Origin of the sequence: Streptomyces sp. NPDC046876, from assembly GCF_040645035.1 — a bacterium.
Taxonomy (GTDB): domain Bacteria; phylum Actinomycetota; class Actinomycetes; order Streptomycetales; family Streptomycetaceae; genus Streptomyces.
This window is the reverse complement of record NZ_JBEYXK010000005.1, coordinates 94,482-119,188: the sequence shown is the minus strand read 5'-3', so window position 1 is coordinate 119,188 and position 24,707 is coordinate 94,482. Positions and strand designations below refer to the sequence as shown.

The window sequence follows — 24,707 nt, the reverse complement described above, 5'->3', positions numbered from 1 at the left end:
GTGTGGACGGTCAGCGGGCGGCCCTCCTCAACGCGCCTGGCGGATCGTTCCTCCCGGCGACAAGATCGGCAAGTACTTCGTTACCTTACCTAATGGTTGACGTTCTCTTTACGTGATAACCACATTGTGAAACGCCTGTTCGGCCCTGTCCTCATCAGCTCGACCCCTGGCGGATCACCGAGACGGGTCCTGCGCCTATGGTTGCTCCCAGCACTCCCAGGACCACCCTGCCCCTCTAAGGACAGCGATGCCCGCCAAAGAAACCGCCCCTTCCGCCAAGAAGAAGGGACGACGCGCCCGTCTGATCGTGCTCGTACTGGTCCTGGCGCTCCTCACGGGCTTCGGGTACGGGACCTACTGGGGCCTGGACACCGTCCGGGCCTCGTTCCCGCAGACCAGCGGCACCCTGAAGGTGCCGGGACTGACCGGAGCCGTGGACGTCAAACGCGACTCCCACGGGATCCCGCAGCTCTACGCCGACAACGAGGACGACCTCTTCCGCGCGCAGGGCTTCGTCCACGCGCAGGACCGGTTCTGGGAGATGGACGTCCGCCGGCACATGACCTCCGGGCGCCTCTCCGAGATGTTCGGCGCCGGCCAGGTCGAGACCGACGCCTTCCTGCGGACCCTCGGCTGGCGCCAGGTCGCGCAGGAGGAGTACGACAAGAAGCTCTCGGCCGACACGAAGAAGTACCTCCAGGCCTACGCCGACGGGGTCAACGCGTACCTGAAGGGGAAGTCCGGCAAGGGCCTCTCCGTCGAGCACGCCGCGCTGAAGCTGAGCGACGACTACAAGCCGGAGCCGTGGACCCCCGTGGACTCGGTGGCCTGGCTCAAGGCCATGGCGTGGGACCTGCGCGGCAACATGCAGGACGAGATCGACCGCGCGCTGATGGCGAACCGGCTCACCCCGGCGCAGATCGAGGAGCTGTACCCGCCCTACCCCTTCGACCGGAACAAGCCGATCGTCGAGGGCGGCAAGGTCGACGGCGGCAAGTACACCCCGCAGGGCGCCTCCGCCGGGTCCAACGCCTCGAACAGCGGCAACGGCGCCGGCAGCGCCGCCGGATCCGGCAGCGGCAACACCACCGGCGGCAGCAGCACCAACGGCTCCCAGGCCTCCACCACCTCGCCCACCGGCCTCGCCGACAACGCGAGCGCCCAGGGCGCGAGCGTGGGCCTGCGCACCTCGCTGACCTCGCTGGCCAAGACCCTCGACCAGGTCCCCGCGATCCTCGGCCCCAACGGCAGCGGCATCGGCTCGAACTCCTGGGTCGTCTCGGGCAAGTACACGACCACGGGCAAGCCGCTCCTCGCGAACGACCCGCACCTGGCCCCGCAGCTGCCCTCGGTCTGGTACCAGATGGGCCTGCACTGCCGCACCGCCTCGGCCCAGTGCCGCTACGACGTGGCCGGCTACACCTTCTCGGGCATGCCCGGCGTGGTCATCGGCCACAACAACGACATCGCCTGGGGCATGACCAACCTCGGCGCCGACGTCACCGACCTCTACCTCGAGCAGGTCAAGCCCGAGGGCTACGTCTACGACAACAAGACGGTCCCCTTCACGACCCGCGTGGAGGAGATCAAGGTCGCCGGCGGCGCCTCGAAGAAGATCACGATCCGCAGCACCAACAACGGCCCGCTCATCTCCGACCGCAGCGACGAGCTGGAGACGGTCGGCACCCGTGCCCCGGTGAACGGCTCCGCCCCCGACCGCGGCAACGGCTACGGCATCGCCCTGCGCTGGACCGCCCTGGACCCGGGCAAGTCGATGGACGCGGTCTTCAAGCTGGACCGGGCCAAGGACTTCGCCTCCTTCCGCGAGGCCGCCCGCGACTTCGAGGTCCCCTCGCAGAACCTGATCTACGCGGACACCAAGGGCAACATCGGCTACCAGGCCCCGGGCCGCATCCCGCTGCGCGGCGCCGGCGACGGCCGCATGCCCGCCCCCGGCTGGGAGTCCAAGTACGCCTGGAAGGGCGGCCGGGACGGCACCACGGGCTACATCCCGCAGGACGAGATGCCGTACGACTTCAACCCGTCCCGCGGCTACATCGTCACCGCCAACCAGGCGGTCGTCGAGAACGGCACCGGCGCCGGCAAGTACCCGCACGCGCTGACCACCGACTGGGGCTACGGCGCCCGCAGCCAGCGGATCAACGACCTCATCGAGGCGAAGATCAAGGACAGCGGCAAGATCTCCATGGACGACATGCGGGCCATGCAGATGGACAACAGCAGCGAGATCGCCGCGCTGCTGACCCCGATGCTCGCCAAGATCGAGGTCGCCGACCCGGACGTGCGCGCCGCGCAGAAGCTGCTGGAGGGCTGGAACTACACCCAGGAGCCCGACTCGGCGGCGGCCGCCTACTTCAACGCGGTCTGGCGCAACATCCTCAAGCTGGCCTTCGGCGACAAGCTGCCCAAGGAGCTGCGCATCGAGGGCAGCTGCATGAACGTCCGCGAGGAGACCAGCGGCCCGGCCGACGACCTGGCCAAGACGGTCCGCGAGTGCGGCACCCGCGACGCCGACTCGGCGCAGCCGGACGGCGGCGACCGCTGGTTCGAGGTGGTCCGCCGCCTGGTCAAGGACGAGAAGTCGGCCTGGTGGCAGTCGCCGGCCGTGCGCAACCAGCAGGCGACCACCACCCGCGACCAGCTCTTCGCCCGGGCCATGCGCGACGCCCGCTGGGAGCTGACCGCCAAGCTCGGCAAGGACCAGTCCACCTGGAGCTGGGGCCGCCTGCACCAGCTGACGCTGAAGAACCAGACCATCGGCAAGGAGGGCCCGGGCTTCCTGCAGTTCCTCCTCAACCGCGGCCCGTGGAACCTGGGCGGCGGCGAGGCCACCGTGAACGCCACCGGCTGGAACGCCTCCGGCGGGTACGGGGTGACCTGGGTCCCGTCGATGCGGATGGTCGTGAACCTCAACGAGCTGGACAAGTCCCGCTGGATCAACCTGACCGGCGCGTCGGGGCACGCGTACCACGACAACTACACGGACCAGACCGACCTGTGGGCCAAGGGCGACCTGCTGGACTGGCCCTTCGGCAAGGAGGCCGTGGAGAAGGCGACGGCCGAGACGCTCACGCTGAAGCCGTGACGCCCGCGCTCACGCCGAAGACGTGAAGCGCACCACCCCCGACGGGGTGGCGACCGCCTGGACGGGGTGGTCGTGCGGTTCCTCCGGGACCCGCGCGACCACCTCGTCGTCGTAGAGGAGCACGACGAGCGCCGGATGCGCCCCGGCGCGCTCCAGGCGCGCGAGCACCCGGTCGTACGAGCCCCCGCCGCGCCCGAGGCGCATCCCGCGCCCGTCGACGGCCAGCCCGGGCAGCAGCACGGCGTCGGCATCGGTGACCGCCTCCGGCCCGAGCAGGGGGCCGGTGGGCTCCAGCAGCGGGATCTTGCCCGGGTGGGCGGCCTCGGCGAGGGAGCCCGGACCCTCGTACGCGGCCCAGTCGAGGTCGTTGTCGGGCAGCAGGACGGGCAGCAGGACCCGCTTCCCGGCATCGCGCAGCGCGTCCAGCAGGTCGCGGGTGCCCGGTTCCGAGCCCACGGAGACGTACGCCGCGACGGTGTGGGCGCCCGCCAGTTCGGGAAGGCCCTGTGCGGAGCGGGCGAGCGCGCGGGCCGCATCGCGCAGGGAGGCGGGCGGCAACGCCCGGCGGGCGGCGAGGAGTTCCCGGCGCAGCAGTGCCTTTTCGGACGGGTGCGGGGGGTTCTGTGCGTTCCTTACCACAGCTGACTCAGATTTCCTTTCGAAACGGGCCAAAAGCGGATCTAATTACCGGAATCAAACCTGGGGCCACGGCATCACCCACTATGGTTCTGCCCATGACTCAGTTGCACCCCGTGATCAAAAAGGCAGTCATCCCTGCCGCGGGCCTCGGCACCCGCTTCCTTCCGGCGACGAAGGCGACGCCCAAGGAAATGCTCCCGGTCGTGGACAAGCCGGCCATCCAGTACGTGGTGGAGGAGGCCGTCTCGGCCGGGCTGGACGACGTCCTCATGATCACAGGGCGTAACAAGCGGGCCCTGGAAGACCACTTCGACCGCAACTACGAGCTGGAGTCCGCGCTCGCGGCCAAGGGCGACGACGACCGGCTCAAGCGCGTCCAGGAATCCAGCGATCTGGCCACCATGCACTACGTCCGCCAGGGCGACCCGCGGGGCCTGGGCCACGCCGTCCTGTGCGCCGAGCCGCACGTCGGCAAGGAGCCCTTCGCCGTCCTCCTCGGCGACGACCTCATCGACCCGCGCGACCCGCTGCTGCGCCAGATGGCCGACGTCCAGCAGCGCACCGGCGGCTCCGTGATCGCCCTCATGGAGGTCCCGGAGGAGAGCATCCACCTCTACGGCTGCGCCGCCGTCGAGGCCACCGACGAGGACGGCGTCGTCCGCATCACCGGACTCGTCGAGAAGCCGAGCGCCGCCGAGGCGCCCAGCAACTACGCCGTCATCGGACGCTATGTCCTCAACCCTGCGATCTTCGACATACTGCGGGAGACCGAGCCGGGCCGCGGCGGGGAGATCCAGCTCACCGACGGCCTGCAGAAGCTGGCCGCCGACGAGACCGTGGGCGGCCCGGTGCACGGCGTGGTCTTCCGGGGCCGCCGCTACGACACCGGGGACCGCGGCGACTACCTGCGGGCCATCGTCCGCCTCGCGTGCGAGCGTGAGGACCTGGGCCCGGAGTTCCGCACCTGGCTTCACCGTTACGTCACGGAGGAGATGTAGGACCTTGAGCAGCCCTGACGCATCGCAGGACACCGGCCGCAGCCGCCTGTGGTCGGTGGACGAGCACCTGGCGGACGTCCTCGCCGCCGTCCGGCCGCTGGAGCCCATCGAGCTCCAGCTGCTCGATGCCCAGGGCTGCGTCCTGGTCGAGGACGTCACCGTGCCCGTCGCCCTCCCGCCCTTCGACAACAGCTCGATGGACGGGTACGCCGTCCGCACGGCCGATGTGCAGGGCGCCAGCGAGGAGTTCCCCGCGGTGCTGACGGTCATCGGGGACGTGGCGGCGGGCAGCGGCGAGCTGCCCGTCGTCGGCCCCGGCCAGGCCGCCCGGATCATGACCGGGGCGCCGCTCCCGCCCGGCGCGGAGGCCGTCGTACCGGTCGAGTGGACCGACGGCGGCACCGGCGGCGGCGCGGCCGCCGGGATGACCCCCGCCAGCGCCGCCCCCGAGGGAGCGGCCGGCGAGGTACGGGTGCACCGGTCGGCCGAGGCGCGGGCGCACGTCCGCGCCCGCGGCAGCGACGTCCAGGCGGGTGACCTCGCCCTGGCCGCCGGCACGGTCCTCGGCCCGCCGCAGATCGCCCTGCTGGCCGCCATCGGGCGCGGCACCGTACGGGTGCGGCCGCGGCCGCGCGTGGTCGTGCTGTCCACCGGCAGCGAGCTGGTCCAGCCCGGCGAGGCGCTGGCCGCGGGGACGATCTACGACTCCAACAGCTTCGCGCTGGCCGCTGCGGCCCGGGACGCCGGGGCGATCGCGTACCGCGTCGGGGCCGTCGCCGACGACGCCGAGACCCTGAAGGCGACCATCGAGGACCAGCTGATCCGGGCCGACCTGCTGGTCACCACCGGCGGCGTCAGCGTCGGCGCGTACGACGTGGTCAAGGAGGCCCTGTCCGCGGCCGGAGCCCCCGAGGGCGAGCCCGGGAGCGGGCGCATGGAGTTCCGCAAGCTGGCGATGCAGCCCGGCAAGCCGCAGGGCTTCGGCACCATCGGCCCCGACCACACCCCGCTGCTGGCCCTGCCCGGCAACCCGGTGTCCTCGTACGTCTCCTTCGAGCTGTTCGTGCGTCCGGCCATCCGGGCGCTCATGGGCCTGCCCGACGTCAGCCGGCCGAGCGTGCGCGCCGTGCTGAAGGCGGACAAGGCCCTCGGCTCCCCGGCCGGCCGCCGCCAGTTCCTGCGCGGCAAGTACGACCCGGAGAGCGGCACGGTCAGCCCGGTCGGCGGATCCGGCTCGCACCTGATCGCCGCGCTGGCGCACGCCGACGCGCTGATGGTCGTGCCGGAGGAGGTCACCTCCGTGGAGCCGGGGGCCGATCTGGAAGTGGTCCTGCTCGGCTGAACCCCCGCGGGTGCGGGTAGCGTGTTGCACCACACAGGCCCCTGGCGGCCCGGAGCGGGAGCGGCACGTACCCATGAACACGCAGAGCAGGCTGACGCACATCGACGAGGCCGGCGCGGCCCGGATGGTGGACGTCTCGGAGAAGGACGTCACGACGCGGACGGCGCGCGCCAGCGGGCGCGTGCTCGTCTCCCCGCAGGTGATCGAGCTGCTGCGCGGCGAGGGCGTGCCCAAGGGCGACGCGCTCGCCACCGCGCGGATCGCCGGGATCATGGGCGCCAAGAAGACCCCCGACCTGATCCCGCTCTGCCACCCACTGGCCGTCTCCGGCGTCAAGGTCGACCTGTCGGTCGCCGACGACGCCGTGGAGATCCTCGCCACCGTCAAGACCACCGACCGCACCGGCGTGGAGATGGAGGCGCTGACCGCCGTCGCCGTCGCCGGGCTGACCGTGATCGACATGGTCAAGGCCGTCGACAAGGGCGCCGTCATCACGGACGTCCGGGTGGAGGAGAAGACCGGCGGCAAGTCCGGCGACTGGACGCGCGCGTGAACGCCCCGCGCGGCGGCGACGCCTTCAGCCACAGCCACGATGCCGGAGCCGGAGCCGGAGCCGGAGCCGGAGCCGGAGCCGGAGCCGGAGTCGGTGTCGGGGCGGCGGAGACCGCCCGGGCCGCCGGGCCCGCCGAGGCGGCGCAGGAGGCCGGCCGTCCCGCCCCGCGCGGGCTCGTGGTCACCGCCTCCAACCGTGCCTCGGCCGGCGTGTACGCCGACAAGGGCGGGCCGCTGCTCGCCGAGGGCCTGCTCGCGCTCGGCTTCACCGTCGACGGCCCGCGCGTCGTCCCCGACGGGGACCCCGTCGAGCAGGCGCTGCGCGAGGGCGTGGCCGCCGGGTACGACGTCATCCTCACCACCGGCGGCACCGGCATCTCGCCGACCGACCGCACCCCCGACGCCACCGCGCGGGTGCTGGACTACGAGGTTCCGGGCATCCCGCAGGCCATCCGCGCCGAGGGCCTGGCCAAGGTGGCGACCGCGGCCCTCTCGCGGGGCCTGGCCGGAGTGGCCGGCCGCACCCTGATCGTGAACCTGCCCGGCTCCACGGGCGGCGTCCGCGACGGCCTCGCCGTCCTCGCGCGGATCCTGCCGCACGCGGTGGACCAGCTGCGGGGCGGGGACCACCCCAGACCGTCCGGGAGCACGAGCTGAACGCACCCTCCTGGCCGGTGGTGCTGACCGACGGCGACGTCACGCTGCGGCCGATAAAACTGCGCGACCAGAGCGCCTGGCGCGAGGTCAACCGGCGCAACCGCGAATGGCTCCGGCCGTGGGAGGCCACGATCCCGCCGCCCGCGCCCTGGGGGCCGGTGGTCCAGCGGCCGACGTACCGGCAGATGGTCCGCCACCTGCGGGCGGAGGCCAACGCGGGGCGGATGCTGCCCTTCGTGATCGAGTACCGGGGCCGGCTGGTCGGCCAGCTCACGGTCGCCGGGATCACCTGGGGCTCGATGTGCGCGGGCCACGTCGGCTACTGGGTGGACCGCGAGGTCGCCGGCCGCGGCGTCATGCCGACCGCGGTCGCGCTGGCCGTGGACCACTGCTTCGCCACGGTGGGCCTGCACCGCATCGAGGTGTGCATCCGCCCGGAGAACGCGCCGAGCCGGCGCGTGGTGGAGAAGCTGGGCTTCCGCGAGGAGGGCCTGCGGCCGCGCTACCTCCACATCGACGGCGCCTGGCGCGACCACCTCGTGTACGCGCTGACGGCGGAGGAGGTCCCGGAGGGCCTGCTGCACCGCTGGCACCGCCGACGCGCCCAGGGGACCACGCCCCAATAAAAAATATCGAATATCTGTTCGGATTTTGAGGCCCGTCCGCCGATTCGTCCATAACGTGATCCGAAGAATCACAAAAAAAGTCGGTGATATCAGCCGGTTCGTGCGACACACCGGTCCAATTGGCGGATCCCCCCGGCCGCGCCCCTCTACGGTGTGAGGTGTGAGCAGCAGCGGCCTCATCTACGCAGTCATTGTGGGGGCCTGGGCCGCCTACTTGGTGCCCATGTGGCTCCGGAGGCAGGACGAGCTGAACGAGGCCCGTCCGACGGAACGCTTCTCCACTGCCATCCGGCTGCTTTCGGGCCGGGCGGGAATGGAGCGCCGTTACGCCAAGGGGCTGCGTGAGCGCGGTGACCAAGAGGCGGAGCCCCAGTACCACGCTGATCCGGACGCCGCGACGGAAACGGTGAATTCCGTGGACGCCGACGCCCGGCCCGTCGTCGTACCCCCGACCAGGGCGGAGCCGCGGTCGGCCCAGGTGGAGCGGCAGCGCCGCGAGCAGCGGCTGCAGGTGCTCGCCCGCCGCCGGCGCACCACCGCGCTGCTCTTCCTGACCTTCACGCTGGGCGCCGTCGTCGCCGCCGTCGGGGGCGTCGCCTACCTGTGGGCGCCGGCCGCGCCCGCCGTGCTGCTGAGCGCGTACATCGCGTACCTGCGCGCGCAGGAGCGCCGGCGCTACGAGTTCACCATGGACCGGCGGCGCGCCGAGGCGGCCGCACGCCGCCTGCGCGAGAGCCGGCCCCGCCGCCGTGAGGCGGAGGAGGCCGCGGGGACCGAACCGGAGCCGGCGCCACCGGTATCCCCCCAGGAGGCCGGCAGGCGCGCCCTGGTCGAGCAGACCGACCACGCCGAATGGGTCGACCAGACCCGCGAGCGCGAACGCGGCCCCGTCCGCGGTGACAGCTGGGAGCCGGTCCCGGTCCCGCTGCCCACGTACGTCACCGCCCCGGTCGCCCCGCGCGCCACGGGCCCGGCTGCACCCGACGCCTGGAGCGCGACCCGCTCCAGCACGGCCGAGCCGACGGACCCCCGCCTGCGCGCCCAGCCCGGCCCCGTGGCCAAGGCCGACCCGAAGCAGGAGGCGAAGCCCCAGCCGGGCCGCCCGCGCGCCCAGGGCCGCGGCCGCACCCCGCTGTTCGACCAGTACGAAAGCGAGGACCGCCCCCGCGCGGCCAATGAATGACCCCCGCACAGCCGCTCCCGGGAACGGATTTTGGAGCAGCACTGCGGGGATGCTAATGTTTCACACGTCGCAAGGGCCTGTGGCGCAGTCTGGTAGCGCACCTCGTTCGCATCGAGGGGGTCTGGGGTTCAAATCCCCACAGGTCCACAGACGACAGTTCTCGGATAGCTACCGGGAATCGTCACGAGATCCCGTCCGGTCGAAAGACCGGGCGGGATCTCGGCGTTTCCGGGGCGTGTTCGAGGCGGTGCCCGAACGGGGGCCGGGCCGCGGGCCGTTGTCCGGCAGAGCGCCGGCCGGCCGCACGGGCGGGGGCCTTTGGGGCGGCGCGCTGCTCCTTTTCCCCTTTTCGGCCCAGCCGGGGTGCCCGGCCGGGGCGGGCGCTGCACGCTGGGGGCGTGGCGGCACGTGTCGACAGGGCTCGGGAGATCCTGCGCGCCGAGGGTCCGGCCGCGCTGCGGATCACCGTGACCGTCGCGGCCGCCTGGGAGGTCGCCCTGTGGCTGGGCGCCGACCAGCCGCCGGTCTATGCGGCGGTCGTTCCGCTCGTGGCCCTGCGCGGCGACCCGCTGACCGCCTTCGGGGTCTCGCTGCAGCGGGTCCTGGGCGTCATGGCGGGCGTGGCGATCGGCGTCGTCGTCCTCAACGTGCTGCACCCCTCGACCGGGGCGCTCGCCCTGGTCGTGCTCCTGGGGCTGGTGACCGGAATGGCCCTGCGGGCCGGCGGCGCGCTGAACATCCAGGTGGCGGCCTCCTCGCTGCTGGTCTTCGCCAGCACCTCGCCCGACTCCTACGCCCTGCACCGCCTCTGGGAGACCGCGGCCGGGGCGGTGGTGACCGTCCTGCTGGCCCCGGTCCTGTGGCCGCCCGACCCGCGGCGCATCCTGGCGCGCCTCACCGCCGACTGCCGTACCCGGCTGACCCGGGCGCTGACCGACACCGCCGCGGCGCTCGGCCCCGACTCCGCCAGGGCCCGGTCCAACCTCGTCCTCGTCCACGCCCACAACAACGCCATCCGGGCCGATGCCGCCCGGGCCCGGGAAGCCGCCCGCACCATGCGGTTCAATCCGCTGCGCCGCCGCCACCGGGAAGCCGTACGGGGGCTGGCGCACGGCATCGCCACCGCCGAGCAGCTCACGGTGCATCTCGCGACGCTGGCCAGGGAGGTCGCCGCCTTCTCCGGCCGGGACGACCTCGCCGCCGACCTCGCCGGCGCCGGCCGCCGCCTGCCGGAGCTCGCGGCCGGCACCGTCCGCGCCGTCGAGGACTTCCTCGCCGGGCGCGACGCCCGCCCCGCCGCGGCCGCGGCCCGCAGCACGCTCATGGCCTACGCCCGGGCCGACTCCAGCCCCGTCGCCGTGGCACTGCGCAGGCCCTTCCTGGGGATCCTCGACGACCTGGGCCCGCCTCCCGACGGCTGACGGCCGGTCGGCGCGGGCCGTCAGGCGAGGGGCTTGGCCATGCAGCGGCTGCTGTCGTAGTCGCGGTAGTAGCCGAACTTCTCCGACGGGGCGTAGCCCGAGGAGAGGTAGAGGGCTATCGCCTCCGGCTGCTGGTCGCCGGTCTCCAGGACCATCCGGGTGCGGCCCGCGGCGCGGGCGTCGGCCTCCAGCTCCGCCAGGATGCGGCGGGCCAGGCCGAGGCCGCGGGCCTCGGGTATGACGTACATGCGCTTCAGCTCGGCGTCGCCGTCCGAGTAGCCCTCGTCGTTCTCGTCCTGCGTGCGCCAGCCGCCGCTGGCGACCGGGGTGCCCCCGTCGTCGTACGCGAGCAGGTACAGGCCGTGCGGCGGGACGAACATCGCCGGGTCGAGGGTGGTGGCGTCGCCCTCTCCGCCGTAGCGGGCCTCGTACTCGAGCTGGACCTGGTCCTCGAGCTTGACCGCATCGGGGTGGTCGTAGGGCACTGAGCGGAGCTGGATCCCGTGAGACATCGAAACATCGTACGGAAGGGTCGGGCTATGGTGCTGGGATGCTCATCGTGACCTCCGTGAATGTGAATGGGATCCGCGCCGCCGCCAAGAAGGGCTTCTCGCCCTGGTTGGCCGGGTCGGATGCCGACGTCGTGTGCCTTCAGGAGGTGCGGGCGGAGGAGGCGCAGATCCCGGAGGAGGTGCGCCGGCCCGAGGGCTGGCACACCGTCTTCGCGCCGGCCGCGGCCAAGGGGCGGGCCGGGGTCGCGGTGTACACGCGCCGGGCGCCGGAGCGGGTGCAGGTGGGCTTCGGCAGCGAGGAGTTCGACGCCTCCGGGCGCTACCTGGAGGTGGACCTGCCCGGCGTGACCGTCGCGAGCCTGTACCTGCCCTCCGGGGAGGCCGGGACCCCGAAGCAGGACGAGAAGTACCGGTTCATGGGGGAGTTCCTGCCCTATCTGGCCGGGCTGCGCGAGCGCGCCGCGGCCGGCGGCCGCGAGGTCGTGGTCTGCGGCGACTGGAACATCTGCCACCGCGAGGCGGACCTCAAGAACTGGCGGACCAATCGCAAGAGCGCCGGGTTCCTGCCCGAGGAGCGCGAGTGGCTCGGGAAGGTCTACGACGAGGCCGGGTACGTGGACGTGGTGCGGGCCCTGCACCCGGACACCGAAGGCCCGTACTCGTGGTGGTCCTACCGCGGCCGCGCCTTCGACAACGACGCCGGCTGGCGCATCGACCTGCAGGTCGCGACCCCGGGGCTCGCCGCCCGCGCCGTCAAGGCGTTCGTCGAGCGGGCCGAGACCCACCCGGAGCGGTGGTCCGACCACGCCCCGGTGACCGCGGTCTACGAGCTCGGCTCCTGAGCGGGGCCCGACGGGCGGGCCGCCGCCAGGAGGCGGTCCATGGCCAGGGAGAGCTCCGCCTCCACCACGCCCTTGGTGAGGGGGCGCAACCGGGCCACCGCCTCCTCGTCGGGCAGGTGCACGGCGATGAGCTCGGCGAACAGGGCCGCCATGGCGTCCGCGTGCTCGCGGACCCGGCGGCCGGTCTCCAGGACCGCCGAGAGCGGGACGCCCTCGCGGACCAGCGCCGAGGAGACGTCGAGCAGGCGGCGGCTGACGTGGACGATCGCGTCGCCGTCGGTGGCGAGGTAGCCGAGGTCGAGGGCGGCCGCCAGGTTCTCGGGGGTGGCCTCGCCCTCGAAGTAATCGGCGAGGGCCTCCGGCGTCAGCCGTACCGGGGTCTCCTCGGACCAGCCGATGCCGAGCAGCTCGCCGAGCTGGCTGACGTCCCGGCCGTTTTCGAAGGCGGCGGTGAGCTCGGCTATGCCGCCGAGGGTGTGGCCGCGCTCCAGCAGGGCGGCGATGGTGCGCAGCCGGGCCAAGTGGTGGTCGTCGTACCAGGCGATGCGGCCCTCGCGGCGCGGCGGCGGCAGGAGCCGGCGCTCGCGGTAGAAGCGCAGGGTGCGGACGGGGATGCCGGCCGCCTCGGCCAGCTCCTCCGTACGGTATTCGCGCACTGTCGTCCCCGCTTCCGTGTCTGCCACGGCCGAAGCCTATGGCGTACCGGCAGTAACTTTCCGGGTGCGACCCCTACCCATGGGTACGGAGCTGCTCTACCCTCCCGATTGTGCCAGTGATTGCTGGCAGGGTGGCGCGACGGTGCGATGCGGAGAGGCGGCGGGCATGAGCGGCAGGGGCGGCACGGGCGGGCACGAGCACGTACGGGTGGCGGTGATCGGCTCCGGGTTCGGCGGGCTGGGCGCGGCCGTCCGGCTGCGCCGCGAGGGGATCACGGACTTCGTCGTCCTGGAGCGGGCCGACTCCGTCGGCGGCACCTGGCGCGACAACAGCTATCCGGGGTGCGCCTGCGACGTGCCGTCGCACCTCTACTCCTTCTCCTTCGCACCCAACCCCGACTGGCCGCGCACCTTCTCCGGCCAGCCGCACATCCGGGCCTACCTCGAGCACGTCGCCGACACCTTCGGCCTGCGCCCGCACATCCGGCTGAACCACGAGGTCCGCACGGCCCGCTGGGACGCCGAGCGGCTGCACTGGGAGCTCGACACCACGGGCGGCGCGCTCACCGCCGACGTCGTCGTCTCCGCGACCGGGCCGCTGTCCGACCCGAAGACGCCCGAGGTCCCCGGGCTCGCCGAGTTCCCCGGCAAGGTCTTCCACTCCGCCCGCTGGGACCACGACTACGACCTGCGCGGCAAGCGCGTCGCCGTGATCGGGACCGGCGCCTCGGCCATCCAGATCGTCCCGGCCATCGCGCCCGACGTGGAGCGGCTCACCCTCTTCCAGCGCACCCCGCCGTGGGTCATGCCGCGCACCGACCGCGCCATCAGCTCGGTCGAACGCTGGCTGCACCGCCAGCTGCCGTTCACCCGGGCGGCCCGGCGCGGGCTGCTGTGGGGGATCCGGGAGCTCCAGGTCAGCGCGTTCACCAAGCGGCCGAACCAGCTCGGGCTGATCGAATCGCTGGCCAAGGCCAATATGGCCCGCTCCATCAAGGACCCGGAGCTGCTGGCCAGGCTGACGCCCTCCTACCGGATCGGCTGCAAGCGGATCCTGCTGTCCAGCGAGTACTACCCGGCGCTCGCCCGGCCCAACGTGGACCTCGTCGCCTCCGGGCTGAAGGAGGTCCGCGGCACCACCCTCGTCGCCGCGGACGGCACCGAGACCGAGGCCGACGCGATCGTCTTCGGCACCGGCTTCCACGTCACGGACATGCCGATCGCGGACCGGGTGGTGGGCGCGGAGGGCCGTACGCTCGCCGACCACTGGAAGGACGGGATGCAGGCGCTGCGCGGGGCGACCGCCGCCGGCTTCCCGAACTGGATGACGATCATCGGCCCGAACACCGGGCTCGGGAACAGCTCGATGATCCTGATGATCGAGTCGCAGCTGAACTACATGGCCGACTACCTGCGCCAGCTGGACCTGTTGGGCGGGCGGGTCGCGCTCGCCGCCCGGCCGTCGGCCGTGAACCGGTGGAACCGGCACGTCCAGGCGCGGATGCAGCGCACCGTGTGGAACACCGGCGGCTGCACCAGCTGGTACCTGGACGCGCAGGGCCGCAACACCACAGTCTGGCCGGGGACCACCGGCGAGTTCCGCAAGCTCACGCGGACGGTGGACCTGGGCGAGTACGAGGTGGTGCGCGTCCGGGACGGCGGCGGCGAACGGATCCCCGCCCAGGCGGCGGCAGCCGCGGCGCCGGCCCCGGCCAAGGCCCCGGCCAAGGCCCCCGCGCAGACCGCCCCCAAGGCCGCCGCCGAGGAGGGCGCCGCATGAGCCGCCGTACGAACCGGCGCCCGGCCCACGCCACCACCGGGCGGTACGCCCCGCCCGCCGCCCGGCGCGAACGGTTCGCCGTGTCCGCGGACGGCGCCCGCCTGCACGTGGAGGAGCACGGCCCCGAGGAGGCCCCGGCCGTCGTCCTCGCCCACGGCTGGACCTGCTCCACCTCCTTCTGGGCCGCCCAGATACGCGACCTCGCCCGGGACCACCGGGTCATCGCCTACGACCAGCGCGGACACGGGCGCAGCCCGGTCGTCCCCGCCTCCGGCTACACCACCACCGCGCTCGCCGACGACCTCGTCGCCGTGCTGCGCACCACCCTCGCCCCCGGGGAGCGGGCCGTCGTGGCCGGCCACTCCATGGGCGGCATGACGATCATGGCCGCCGCCGGCCGGCCCGAGTTCGCCGAGCACACCGCGGCCGCCCTGCTGTGCAGCACCGGAAGCTCCCGCCTGACCGCCGAGTCCCTCGTGGTGCCGCTGCGCCCCGGCCCGGTGCGGACCCGCCTCACGCGCGCCGTCCTCGGCTCCCGCGCCCCGCTCGGGCCGGTCACGCCCGTGGCCCGGCAGGTGCTGAAGTACGCCACCATGGGCCCCGGATCGGCGCCCGACCGGGTCGACGCCTGCGCCCGTATCGTGCACGCCTGCCCCACCGACGTCCGGTACGGCTGGTCCCGGGTCCTGGCCGAGCTGGACCTGGACGCCGACCTGGCGGCGCTCACCGCACCCACCGCCGTCATCGGCGGCACGAGCGACCGGCTCACCCCGATCGGGCACGCCCGCGGCCTCGCCGCTGCCCTGCCCCACTGCGTCGGGCTGACCGAGCTCACCGGAATGGGCCACATGACCCCGATCGAGGCCCCCGAGGCCGTCACCGGCGCCGTGCGCGAGCTGGCCGGCCGGTACCTGAACCCGACGTCCCAGGAGCAGAAGGAGAAGACGCCGTGAGCACCCGCAGGAGTCTGGAAGGCCGGGTCGCCGTCGTCACCGGCGCCGCCCGCGGCGTGGGCGAGCTGCTCGCACGCAAACTCTCCGCGCGCGGCGCCCGGGTGGCGCTGGTCGGCCTGGAGCCGGAGGCCCTCAAGGAGGTCTCCGAGCGACTGCACACCGACAGCGACCACTGGTACGCCGACGTCACCGACCAGGAGGCGATGTCCCGGGTCGCGCAGGAGGTCAAGCAGCGCTTCGGCAAGGTGGACATCGTCGTCGCCAACGCGGGCGTGGCCGCCGGCGGGACGTTCGCCGACTCCGACCCCGACTCCTGGCGCCGGGTGATCGAGGTCAACCTGATCGGCGGCGCCGTCACCGCCCGCGCCTTCCTGCCGGTCCTGACCGAGAGCCGGGGCTACTTCCTCCAGATCGCCTCGCTCGCCGCGATCACGCCCGCCCCGATGATGTCGGCGTACTGCGCCTCCAAGTCCGGCGTCGAGGCCTTCGCGCACTGCCTGCGCGCCGAGGTCGGCCACAAGGGCGTCAAGGTCGGTGTCGGCTACCTGTCCTGGACCGACACCGACATGGTGCGCGGCGCCGACCGGAACGACGTGATGCGCGAGCTGCGCGGGCGGCTGCCGTGGCCGGCGAACCGCACGTACCCGCTGGGCCCGGCCGTGGACCGGATCGTCGCCGGCATCGAGCGCCGCTCGGCCCACGTCTACGCCCAGTGGTGGCTGCGCGGGATGCAGTCCGTCCGCGGCTACCTCCCGGCGGTCATCGCGCTGGGCGGACAGCGGGAGATGAAGCGGTTCGAACCGCGCCTGGGCGACGGGCCCAAGGGGCTGGTGGGGGCCGGCGGGGCCGCCGACGAAGCGGCCCGGATGCAGCGCAACTGATCGAAATGCGACCTTTGTCCTGTCGTGCAAGTCTGGTCGAGGCCCGGTCCCCTACACCCTCCAGGAGGGAAAAGCATGGGCATCAAGGACGAGTCCCAGGACAAGGCGCAGGAGCTCAAGGGCAAGGCCCAGAAGGCCAAGCAGGACGCGTCACAGCGCTCCCAGCAGGCCAAGGGCAAGGCCCAGCAGGGCCAGGAACGCGCCCGGCAGAGCGGCCAGGACAAACTGGACGACGCGCGCGACGAGCTCGACGACTGGGACGCGTGAGTCGGCGAGGAACTGACCGAACGGGCCTGACTGCCACCGGGTCCTGACGCACACAGCGCCGAGGGGCGCGACCCGCACTCTTCTCCGGGTCGCGCCCCTCCTGCGCTGCTCTTTTGCGCTGCTCGCGCTGCTCAGCTTTTACCGCGGCGGCAGCTTCGGGCGCCGCAGGTCCGGTACGTCCTCGTAGCCGGGCGGTACGGCGGCCGGGTCCTGCTCCAGCAGTTCCAGCGCCAGGTGCACGGCGTCGTCCAGTTGGGCGTGCCGGCCCTCCGCCCAGTCGAGCGGGGTCCGCAGGATCTCCAGGTCCGGCTCCACGCCGTGGTTCTCCACCGACCAGCCGTACTCCGGGAACCAGGCGGCGTTCATCGGCACCGTGATCACCGTGCCGTCGCCCAGGGTGTGCCGGCCCGTCATGCCGACGACCCCGCCCCAGGTGCGCTGGCCCACCACCGGGCCCAGGCCCAGCAGTTTGAACGCCGCGGTGATCATGTCGCCGTCGGAGGAGGTCGCCTCGTCGGCCAGCGCCACGATCGGGCCGCGGGGCGCGTTGGAGGCGTAACTGACGGGCTGGGCGTTGCGCGTGAGGTCCCAGCCGAGGATCGAGCGGGTCAGCTTCTCCACCACCAACTCGCTGATGTGCCCGCCCGCGTTGCCGCGCACGTCCACGATCAGGGCAGGCCGGGACATCTCCATGCGCAGGTCGCGGTTGAACTGCGCCCAGCCGGAGCCGCCCATGTCGGGGATGTGCAGGTAGCCGCACTTGCCGCCGCTGACCTCGCGAACGACGGCGCGCCGCTTGGAGACCCAGTCCTGGTAGCGCAGCGGCCGCTCGTCGACCAGCGGGACCACCGCCACCCTACGGGCGGGGCCCTCCCCTTCGGCGGGTGTGAAGGTCAGCTCGACGGTGGTGCCGCCCGCCGCCGTCAGCAGCGGGTAGGGCCCGGCCACCGGGTCGACGGGCCGGCCGTCCACGTGCGTGAGCACGGCGCCCTCCCGGATCCCGGTGCCGGCCAGCGGGGAGCGCGCCTTGGAGTCGGAGGACTCGCCGGGCAGGATCCGCTTGACCACCCAGCCCTCCTCCCGCGGCACGAGGTTGGCGCCGAGCAGCCCGATGGGCCGCTGGTAGTGCGGCGGGCCCTCGTTGCGGCGGGCGGGGGAGACGTACGCGTGGGAGGTGCCGAGCTCGCCGAGGACCTCGCGCAGCAGGTCTGCGAACTCGTCGGGGGAGGCGACCCGTTCGACGAGCGGCCGGTACTGGGCGAGGACGCCGTCCCAGTCGATGCCGCACATCTTCGGCTCCCAGAAGTACGCGCGGATCAGCCGGCCCGCCTCCTCGAAGGCCTGGCGCCACTCGGCGGCCGGGTCCACCTCGTGCCGGATGCGCCGCAGGTCCAGGTAGACGGTGGAGTCGCTGTCGCCCGACTCGGTGGCCGGGACCGCCCGCAGGTCGCCGTCGTCGTTGAGGACGAGCCGGGTGCCGTCGCCGCTGACCGCGAACCAGTCCAGCCCGGAGGCCAGTTCGCTCTTGCGGGCCTTGGTGATGTCGAAGTGCTCCAGGGTGGGCTTGCCGCTGATGTCGGCGGGGTTGGCGAAGGTCTCGCCGAGCGCCCCGGAGATCGGCCAGCGCAGCCACACCAGCCCGCCGCCGTGCACCGGGTGCAGGGCCGAGTACTTCGAGGCCGCCACCGGGAACGGCGTGACCCGGCTCTCCAGGCCTTCCACCTCCACGATCACCGAGCCGTCGCCGTCCCCGGACTCCCCTTCCACCGGGTCGAGCCCGCCCGCCGCGGGGCGGCCCTCGGGGGTGAGCGCGAAGGGCGAGGGCGTCGCCGAGGACAGCGGCACCAGGTACGGGCGGCAGCCCAGCGGGAAGGACAGGTCGCCGGTGTGCACGTCGTACACCGGGTCGAAGCCGCGCCACGACAGGAAGGCCAGATAGCGGCCGTCGCGCGTGAAGACCGGGTGGTCGTCCTCGAAGCGGCCGTTGGTGACGTCGACGACGGGGCGCGGGCCCGGGCCGGAGATCCGGGCCATCTTGATCTGCCGCAGCGAGCGCCCGATGCCCGGGTGCGACCAGGTCAGCCAGGCCCCGTCCGGCGAGAACGCCAGGTCGGTGACGGGCCCGTTGACGGACCGGATGAGCTCGGTGACCTCTCCGCCGGACTCCTCGGTTGCGTCGATGAGCAGCAGCCGCCCGTCGTGGGAGGCGATCGCGAGGCGCTCGCCGTCCGGGTCGGAGAGCAGCTCCAGTACGCGGCCCAGCTGCCCGGAGGCCAGCCGCCGCGGCTCGCGGTCGCCGGAGGCCCGCGGCAGGGAGGCGATCTCGACGGCGTCCTCGCCCTCCGCGTCCGTCACGTACGCGATCTGCCCGCTCGTGCCGAGCATCTCGGGCAGCCGCACCCGCACCCCGGGGGTGTCGGCGATGGTGCGGGCGGGCCCGTCGCGGTGGGTGAGCCAGTACAGGCTGCCGCGGATGACGACGGCGCTGGCCCGCCCGGTGGTGTCCACGGACAGCGAGTCGACGTGGTGGGCGGCGGGCACCTGGTAGTGGCGCCGGCCCGCGCGGGGGCCGCCGAGGCGGACGTCGAGCCGGCGCGGGACGGCCCCGTGCGCGAGGGACTCGACGAGCCACAGCTCCCCGGCGCACTGGTAGACGACCCGTGTGCCGTCGCTGGAGGCGTGCCGGGCGTAGAACTCCTCGTGGTCGGTGTGCCGGCGCAGGTCGGTGCCGTCGGGCAGGCAGGAGTACAGGTTGCCGATGCCCTCGTGGTCGGAGAGGAAGGCGATCCGGCCGTCCACGAACATCGGGGCGTCGAGGTGGCCCTCGATGTCCTCCAGCAGCCGCTTGCCGTGCAGCCATAGCCGGCCGGTGGCGCCGCCGCGGTAGCGCTTCCAGGCGGCGGGCTCGTGCGGCGGCTTGCCGGTCAGCAGCAGGGTGCGCCGCTCGCCCGCCCCCTCGCCGTCGTGGTCGCCGTCGTGGACCGCGATGTCCGAAACCGGCCCCCACGGCAGCCGGCCGCCGGGGGAGCCGTCGGTGGGCAGGCAGTAGGCCCAGGCGAAGTAGGAGAAGGGCTGCCCGTGCGAGGACACCGCCAGGATGTCGCTGCGGCCGTCCTTGTCGGGCGGGGTCCAGCCGCAGACCCGGGTGTCGGTGGCGCCCCAGTAGCTGAGCTGGCGGGCCGTGCCGCCGTCGACCGGGGCGAGGTGGACCTCGGGGTCGAGGCTGCGCCAGGTGGTGAAGGCGATGTGGCGGCCGTCGGGGGAGAAGCGGGGGTGGCCGATGCGGGTGCGGTCGACGGTGATCCGCCAGGCGCGGCCCGGGGTCTGGCCTTCCGGGACCAGCGGGGCGACCCACAGGTCGTCCTCGGCGGCGAAGCACAGCAGGTCGTCGTGCAGGTGCGGGAAGCGGAGGTACGCGACGTCGTGACTCACCCCACAATGCTTTCCGCGCCGGAGGGGCCTGGCAACTCGTACAGGTGATCCACGCCACCCCGGCAAACGAAACGGAACGGTTTCGTTTCGCTTGCCTGCGGGGTATCGTCGTCGGTGTACGCAACGGTTTCGCCCGGGACGGGAGGTGTCGGCATGTCCGAGGAGGTTTCCTCGCGGCGCACCCGCATCACCCCCGAGCGGGAGGCCGAACTCCACGGGGCGGTCCTCGACCTCCTGCGCGAGGTCGGCTACGAGGCGCTGACCATGGACGCGGTCGCCGCCCGTACGAAGTCCAGCAAGGCCACCCTCTACCGCCAGTGGGGGAGCAAGGCCGAACTGGTCGCCAAGGCCCTGCGGTGCACCCAGCCGGTCTCCCTCGCGGAGATCGACACGGGCAGCCTGCGCGGGGACTTCGGGCTGATGGTCCAGCGCTCCGACGACGCGCAGATGGCGAAGGACACCGCCCTGATGCGGGGTCTGGCCCACGCCGTCCACGAGAGCCCGGAGCTCCACAAGGCGCTGCGGGACCTGCTGGTCGACCCGGAGATCACCGGACTCCAGGTGATGCTGCGGCGAGCCGTCGACCGGGGGGAGATCGCCCCCGACTGCCCGGCCCTTCCGTTCGTACCGCACATGCTCATCGGGGCGTTCATCTCGCTCCCGCTGATCGAGGACCGGTCCGTCGACCGGACCTTCCTCGGCCAGTTCATCGACGCCGTGGTCTTCCCCGCCCTCGGCGTCTGAACAACCCGTACAGCGCACCGCCCTGCTGCTCCTGACACGCCGCTCTCGTCGTCGGGCCGGCTCTCCACGCCCTGATCCGTCCCATCCACGACGGATCCACCACGACCTGAACGGGAGAACCGCCTCCGTGGCCACCTTCCTCTACAGACTCGGCAGGGGCGCCTTCCGGCGCCGCGGCCTCGTCGCCCTCATATGGGTGGCGCTGCTCTTCGCCGCCGGCTTCGGCGCGGCGTCGGCGGGCGCGCCCACCTCCGGCTCGTTCTCCATGCCCGGTACGGAGGCCCAGAAGGCCTTCGACGTGCTGGACGAGAAGTTCCCGGGCATGTCCGCCGACGGCGCCTCCGCGCGCATCGTCATCAAGGCGCCGCAGGGCGCGAAGATCACCGACCAGGCCAACAAGGACCAGGTCGAGAAGATCGTCTCCGGTATCAAGGACGGCGAGGGCAAGGCCCAGGTCGCCTCGGTCACCGACCCCTTCCAGGTGCAGGCCGTCAGCCAGGACGGCTCCACCGCGTACGTCAGCGTGAAGTACACCGTCAGCGGCATGGAGCTGAAGGACGACACGCGCGACGCGCTCAAGGAGTCCGGCACCGCCGCCAAGGCCGCCGGGCTGACCGTCGAGATCGGCGGCGACGCCCTGATGACCGCGCCCGAGCAGGGCTCGGGCGAGATCATCGGCATCGTGATCGCCGCGATCGTGCTGGTCATCACCTTCGGCTCGCTGGTCGCGGCCGGGCTGCCGCTGCTGACCGCGCTGATCGGCGTCGGCATCGGCGTCTCCAGCATCACCGCGCTCGCCAACGTGCTCGACCTCGGCTCCACCACCTCCACCCTCGCGATGATGATCGGCCTCGCGGTCGGCATCGACTACGCCCTCTTCATCGTCTCCCGCTACCGCGTGGAGCTCGCCGAGGGCCGCGAGCGGGACGAGGCCGCGGGCCGGGCCGTCGGAACCGCCGGCTCCGCCGTCGTCTTCGCCGGCCTGACCGTGGTCATCGCCCTGGTGGGCCTGGCCGTCGTCAACATCCCGATGCTGACCAAGATGGGCGTCGCCGCCGCGGGCACCGTGGTCATCGCCGTCCTCGTCGCCCTGACGCTCGTCCCCTCCATCCTGGGCTTCGCCGGCAAGAAGGTGCTGCCCGCCGGCACCAAGAGCAAGCTGTTCGGCAAGGGCCGCCCGGCCGGCGCCGAGCCCAAGGCCAACGGCGGCACCCGCTGGGCCCGCTTCGTGCTGCGCCGCCCGGTGATCGTGCTCCTCGCCGGCGTGATCGGCCTCGGCGCGCTCGCCGTCCCGGCGGGCAAGCTGGAGATGGGCCTGCCCGACGACGGCGCCCAGCCGGTCTCCACCACCCAGCGCAAGGCGTACGACCTGCTCTCGGAGGGCTTCGGCCCCGGCTTCAACGGCCCGCTGCTCGTGGTCGTCGACGGCGACAAGAAGCTCGCCGACCAGACCGAGGCGCGGATCAAGGGCCTCCAGGGCGTGGCCGTGGTCACCCCGCCGACCCCCAACAAGGACGGCGACGCCGCGATCATCACGGTGATCCCGAAGGACCGCCCGTCCTCCGCGGAGACCGAGGCGCTGGTCCACGAGATCCGCGGGGGCAGCCCGGACGGGGTCCTCGTCACCGGTGCCACCGCGATGAACATCGACTTCTCGCAGAAGATGAACGACGCGCTGCTGCCCTACCTCGGGCTCGTCGTCGGCCTCGCGTTCCTGCTGCTGATGCTGGTCTTCCGCTCGGTCCTGGTCCCCCTCAAGGCGGCCCTCGGCTTCCTGCTGTCGGTCGTCGCGGCCCTCGGCGCGGTCGTCGCGGTCTTCCAGTGGGGCTGGCTCGGCTCGCTCTTCGGGGTGGAGCAGACCGGCCCGATCATGAGCATGATGCCGATCTTCATGGTGGGCGTCGTCTTCGGCCTGGCCATGGACTACGAGGTCTTCCTCGTCACCCGGATGCGCGAGGCGTACGTCCACGGCGAGCGCCCGGGCCAGGCCGTCGTGACCGGCTTCCAGTACAGCGCCCGCGTGGTCGTGGCCGCCGCCGTCATCATGATCGCGGTGTTCGCCGGCTTCATCGGCGCGAGCGAGCAGATGGTGAAGATGATCGGCTTCGGCCTGGCCGTCGCCGTCTTCTTCGACGCCTTCATCGTCCGCATGACCATCGTCCCGGCGGTGCTCGCCCTGCTCGGCCACAAGGCCTGGTGGCTGCCGCGCTGGCTGGACCGGCTCCTGCCGAACGTGGACGTCGAGGGCGAGAGCCTGCGCCGGCACCTGGAGTCCGGGGGCGGCTCCGCCCGGGACCACGGCCCCGACAAGGACCGGGAGCTGGTCAGCGCCTGACCCGCACGCCCTGTCCGTACGCGCACGGGTGTGCGTACGACCGGCCCCGCACCCGGATCCCGGGTGCGGGGCCGGTCCCGTTAGGCCGGCCGGGTGGCGGCGGCGTACGCGCGGCGCAGGAAGCGGCGCAGGGCGGCGCTGTCGAACTGGATGACCGCGACCCCCTCGGGCGAGTGGAACTCGACCACCGCCTGCGCGCGGCCGCAGGGCCACACGCGCACGTCGCCGGTGCCGCTCGGGGCCTGCAGGCCGGCCTCGAGCAGGGCCCGCGGGAAGACCCACTCGTTGTCGGTGCCCTCGGGGGAGAGCCCGGCGGGGAAGACGATGCGCACGGCCAGCGGCTCGGCGGCGGCGAAGCGCAGGGCGACGGGGATCTTCCGGTAGAGCGGATCGTCCGTGACGACGCGGGCGATGACGCGCTCCTCGACGGCGGCCGCGATCGCGGTGGCGGTCGCAGTGGCGGTCGCGGTGGCCCTGTCGGCGGTGGTCGTGGTCGCGGTGGCGGTGGTCGGGGGATCCTCGGCGGTGGCTGACATCGACAAGCTCCCTCTCATCGGGACATATGAGTCCGTATTGCCCTCAGCCTCGCACATTCCCACGAAATCGCGCGCTGGTGTTTGTGGCGCGGCCGCTCTTGCCAATCGTTTGCAAGTGAGCCGTATTCTTGAACGGTTAAAGATTTTGTACGTTCAAGGACCGCAGGAAGCGGAGCCAGCTCATGCACGTGCCCGATGGATTCATCGACGCCCCCGTCTCCGTCGCCGCAGGCGCCGTGGCCGCCACCGCGGTCGCCGTCAGCCTGCGCGGCGCCCGCCGGGAGCTCGACGAGCGCACCGCGCCGCTCGCCGGCCTCGTCGCCGCCTTCATCTTCGCCGTCCAGATGCTGAACTTCCCCGTCGCCGCCGGCACCAGCGGACACCTGCTGGGCGGCGCCCTCGCGGCCATGCTCGTCGGCCCGTACACCGGCGTGCTCTGCGTCTCCGTCGTGCTGCTCATGCAGGGCGTGCTCTTCGCCGACGGCGGCCTGACCGCCCTCGGCGTGAACATCACCAACATGGCCGTGGTCACCGTGGTCGTCGCCTACGCCGTCTTCCGCGGCCTGGTGAAGCTCCTGCCCCGCACCCGCCGCTCCGTCACCGCCGCCGCCTTCGCGGGAGCCCTGCTGTCCGTGCCCGCCGCGGCCGGCGCCTTCACCCTCCTCTACGCCTTCGGCGGCACCACCGACGTGCCGATCGGCAAGGTGTTCACCGCCATGGTCGGCGTGCACGTGCTCATCGGCCTCGGCGAGGCCGCCATCACCGCCGCCACCGTGGGCGCCGTACTGGCCGTCCGGCCGGACCTGGTGCACGGGGCGCGCGGGCTGAGCGCGCCGCTGAAGCTGCGCGTCGGCGGCGAGCTCGTCGACGCCCCGGCCCCGGCGTCCGCTCCCGTACCCGCCGCCGCCCGCTCCACCCGGAAGGTGTGGGCCACCGGCCTGGTCACCGCCCTCGTCCTGGCAGGCTTCGTCTCCTTCTACGCCTCCGCCAGCCCCGACGGCCTGGAGAAGGTCGCCGCCGACCAGGGCATCGACCAGAACGTGCGCGAGCACGCCGCCGCCGGCTCCCCGCTCGCCGACTACGGCGTCAAGGACGTCGACGACGCCCGCCTCTCCGGCGGCCTCGCCGGCGTCATCGGCGTCGGCGCGACCGTCGCCGTCGGCACGGGCGTCTTCTGGACCGTGCGCCGCCGCCGCACCGACGTCCCCGCATCCGCCCCCGCAGCCGCCCCCTCGGTCCGCTGAC

At 72.9% G+C, this 24,707-nt stretch carries 21 protein-coding genes and 1 tRNA gene; 17 read left to right on the top strand and 5 right to left on the bottom strand.

Going from position 1 to position 24,707, the window contains the following annotated elements; translation table 11 throughout:
* The first annotated feature begins 247 nt into the window (after positions 1-247).
* Complete coding sequence (locus ABZ924_RS05230; RefSeq protein WP_361904308.1) at positions 248-3,106, top strand: penicillin acylase family protein; 2,859 nt, start codon at positions 248-250, stop codon at positions 3,104-3,106.
* Between the two features lie 9 nt (positions 3,107-3,115).
* Here ABZ924_RS05230 and ABZ924_RS05225 read toward each other — a convergent pair whose 3' ends face one another.
* Positions 3,116-3,745: a 5-formyltetrahydrofolate cyclo-ligase gene (locus tag ABZ924_RS05225; RefSeq protein ID WP_361904305.1), complete on the bottom strand. Its 630-nt coding sequence runs from the start codon at positions 3,743-3,745 to the stop codon at positions 3,116-3,118.
* 95 nt (positions 3,746-3,840) lie between these two features.
* Here ABZ924_RS05225 and galU point away from each other — a divergent pair, with 95 nt between their 5' ends.
* The 8 genes from galU (at position 3,841) to ABZ924_RS05185 (ending at position 10,524) form a co-directional block, all read left to right on the top strand.
* Entirely contained in the window at positions 3,841-4,743 is a 903-nt protein-coding gene (gene galU, locus ABZ924_RS05220; RefSeq protein ID WP_361904303.1) for a UTP--glucose-1-phosphate uridylyltransferase GalU, read from the top strand.
* A gap of 4 nt (positions 4,744-4,747) precedes the next feature.
* Positions 4,748-6,085, top strand: coding sequence for a gephyrin-like molybdotransferase Glp (gene glp / locus ABZ924_RS05215; protein WP_361904300.1), 1,338 nt, complete (start codon positions 4,748-4,750; stop codon positions 6,083-6,085).
* A 73-nt stretch (positions 6,086-6,158) separates the two neighbouring features.
* The gene (gene moaC, locus ABZ924_RS05210; protein ID WP_361904297.1) at positions 6,159-6,638 is read left to right on the top strand and encodes a cyclic pyranopterin monophosphate synthase MoaC; all 480 of its coding nucleotides are present in this window, start codon (positions 6,159-6,161) and stop codon (positions 6,636-6,638) included.
* Positions 6,639-6,814: 176 nt separating this feature from the next.
* Positions 6,815-7,294, top strand: a complete 480-nt coding sequence (locus ABZ924_RS05205; RefSeq protein ID WP_361904553.1) for a MogA/MoaB family molybdenum cofactor biosynthesis protein — start codon at positions 6,815-6,817, stop codon at positions 7,292-7,294.
* 17 nt (positions 7,295-7,311) lie between these two features.
* Positions 7,312-7,920 carry a GNAT family protein gene (locus ABZ924_RS05200; RefSeq protein ID WP_361904294.1) on the top strand — a complete coding sequence of 203 codons (609 nt, stop codon included), beginning with the start codon at positions 7,312-7,314 and terminating at the stop codon, positions 7,918-7,920.
* Between the two features lie 160 nt (positions 7,921-8,080).
* Complete coding sequence (locus tag ABZ924_RS05195; protein WP_361904291.1) at positions 8,081-9,103, top strand: hypothetical protein; 1,023 nt, start codon at positions 8,081-8,083, stop codon at positions 9,101-9,103.
* Between the two features lie 73 nt (positions 9,104-9,176).
* Positions 9,177-9,250, top strand: a tRNA-Ala gene (locus ABZ924_RS05190).
* 251 nt (positions 9,251-9,501) lie between these two features.
* A complete protein-coding gene (locus ABZ924_RS05185; protein ID WP_361904289.1) occupies positions 9,502-10,524 on the top strand; it encodes an FUSC family protein in 1,023 nt (340 codons plus the stop codon).
* Between the two features lie 20 nt (positions 10,525-10,544).
* On the opposite strand, the gene ABZ924_RS05180 is transcribed toward ABZ924_RS05185, so the two are convergent.
* Entirely contained in the window at positions 10,545-11,036 is a 492-nt protein-coding gene (locus tag ABZ924_RS05180) for a GNAT family N-acetyltransferase (protein ID WP_361904286.1), read from the bottom strand.
* 38 nt (positions 11,037-11,074) lie between these two features.
* On the opposite strand from ABZ924_RS05180, the gene ABZ924_RS05175 reads away from it, so the two are divergent.
* A complete protein-coding gene (locus tag ABZ924_RS05175) occupies positions 11,075-11,878 on the top strand; it encodes an exodeoxyribonuclease III (RefSeq protein ID WP_361904283.1) in 804 nt (267 codons plus the stop codon).
* Here the strand turns inward: ABZ924_RS05175 and ABZ924_RS05170 are convergent.
* The gene (locus ABZ924_RS05170) at positions 11,860-12,561 is read right to left on the bottom strand and encodes a MerR family transcriptional regulator (RefSeq protein WP_361904279.1); all 702 of its coding nucleotides are present in this window, start codon (positions 12,559-12,561) and stop codon (positions 11,860-11,862) included. The genes ABZ924_RS05175 and ABZ924_RS05170 overlap by 19 nt on opposite strands.
* A gap of 139 nt (positions 12,562-12,700) precedes the next feature.
* Between ABZ924_RS05170 and ABZ924_RS05165 the strand changes: the two genes are divergently transcribed.
* The 4 genes from ABZ924_RS05165 (at position 12,701) to ABZ924_RS05150 (ending at position 16,415) form a co-directional block, all read left to right on the top strand.
* Entirely contained in the window at positions 12,701-14,314 is a 1,614-nt protein-coding gene (locus ABZ924_RS05165) for an NAD(P)/FAD-dependent oxidoreductase (RefSeq protein WP_361904277.1), read from the top strand.
* The gene (locus ABZ924_RS05160; protein ID WP_361904274.1) at positions 14,311-15,267 is read left to right on the top strand and encodes an alpha/beta hydrolase; all 957 of its coding nucleotides are present in this window, start codon (positions 14,311-14,313) and stop codon (positions 15,265-15,267) included. The genes ABZ924_RS05165 and ABZ924_RS05160 overlap by 4 nt, the downstream gene beginning before the upstream one ends.
* Complete coding sequence (locus ABZ924_RS05155) at positions 15,264-16,148, top strand: SDR family oxidoreductase (RefSeq protein ID WP_361904271.1); 885 nt, start codon at positions 15,264-15,266, stop codon at positions 16,146-16,148. The genes ABZ924_RS05160 and ABZ924_RS05155 overlap by 4 nt, the downstream gene beginning before the upstream one ends.
* A 75-nt stretch (positions 16,149-16,223) precedes the next feature.
* Entirely contained in the window at positions 16,224-16,415 is a 192-nt protein-coding gene (locus ABZ924_RS05150) for a hypothetical protein (RefSeq protein ID WP_361904268.1), read from the top strand.
* A gap of 138 nt (positions 16,416-16,553) precedes the next feature.
* Here the strand turns inward: ABZ924_RS05150 and ABZ924_RS05145 are convergent, their stop codons facing one another.
* On the bottom strand, positions 16,554-19,847 hold the full coding sequence (locus ABZ924_RS05145; RefSeq protein WP_361904266.1) for a S41 family peptidase: 3,294 nt from the start codon (positions 19,845-19,847) through the stop codon (positions 16,554-16,556).
* A 153-nt stretch (positions 19,848-20,000) separates the two neighbouring features.
* Between ABZ924_RS05145 and ABZ924_RS05140 the strand changes: the two genes are divergently transcribed.
* A complete protein-coding gene (locus ABZ924_RS05140) occupies positions 20,001-20,591 on the top strand; it encodes a TetR/AcrR family transcriptional regulator (protein ID WP_361904263.1) in 591 nt (196 codons plus the stop codon).
* 127 nt (positions 20,592-20,718) lie between these two features.
* Positions 20,719-22,926, top strand: coding sequence for an MMPL family transporter (locus tag ABZ924_RS05135; RefSeq protein ID WP_361904260.1), 2,208 nt, complete (start codon positions 20,719-20,721; stop codon positions 22,924-22,926).
* Between the two features lie 80 nt (positions 22,927-23,006).
* Here ABZ924_RS05135 and ABZ924_RS05130 read toward each other — a convergent pair whose 3' ends face one another.
* Positions 23,007-23,462, bottom strand: a complete 456-nt coding sequence (locus tag ABZ924_RS05130) for an SsgA family sporulation/cell division regulator (protein ID WP_361904257.1) — start codon at positions 23,460-23,462, stop codon at positions 23,007-23,009.
* A gap of 182 nt (positions 23,463-23,644) precedes the next feature.
* Between ABZ924_RS05130 and ABZ924_RS05125 the strand changes: the two genes are divergently transcribed.
* Complete coding sequence (locus ABZ924_RS05125) at positions 23,645-24,706, top strand: energy-coupling factor ABC transporter permease (RefSeq protein ID WP_361904254.1); 1,062 nt, start codon at positions 23,645-23,647, stop codon at positions 24,704-24,706.
* Position 24,707: the final 1 nt, after the last annotated feature.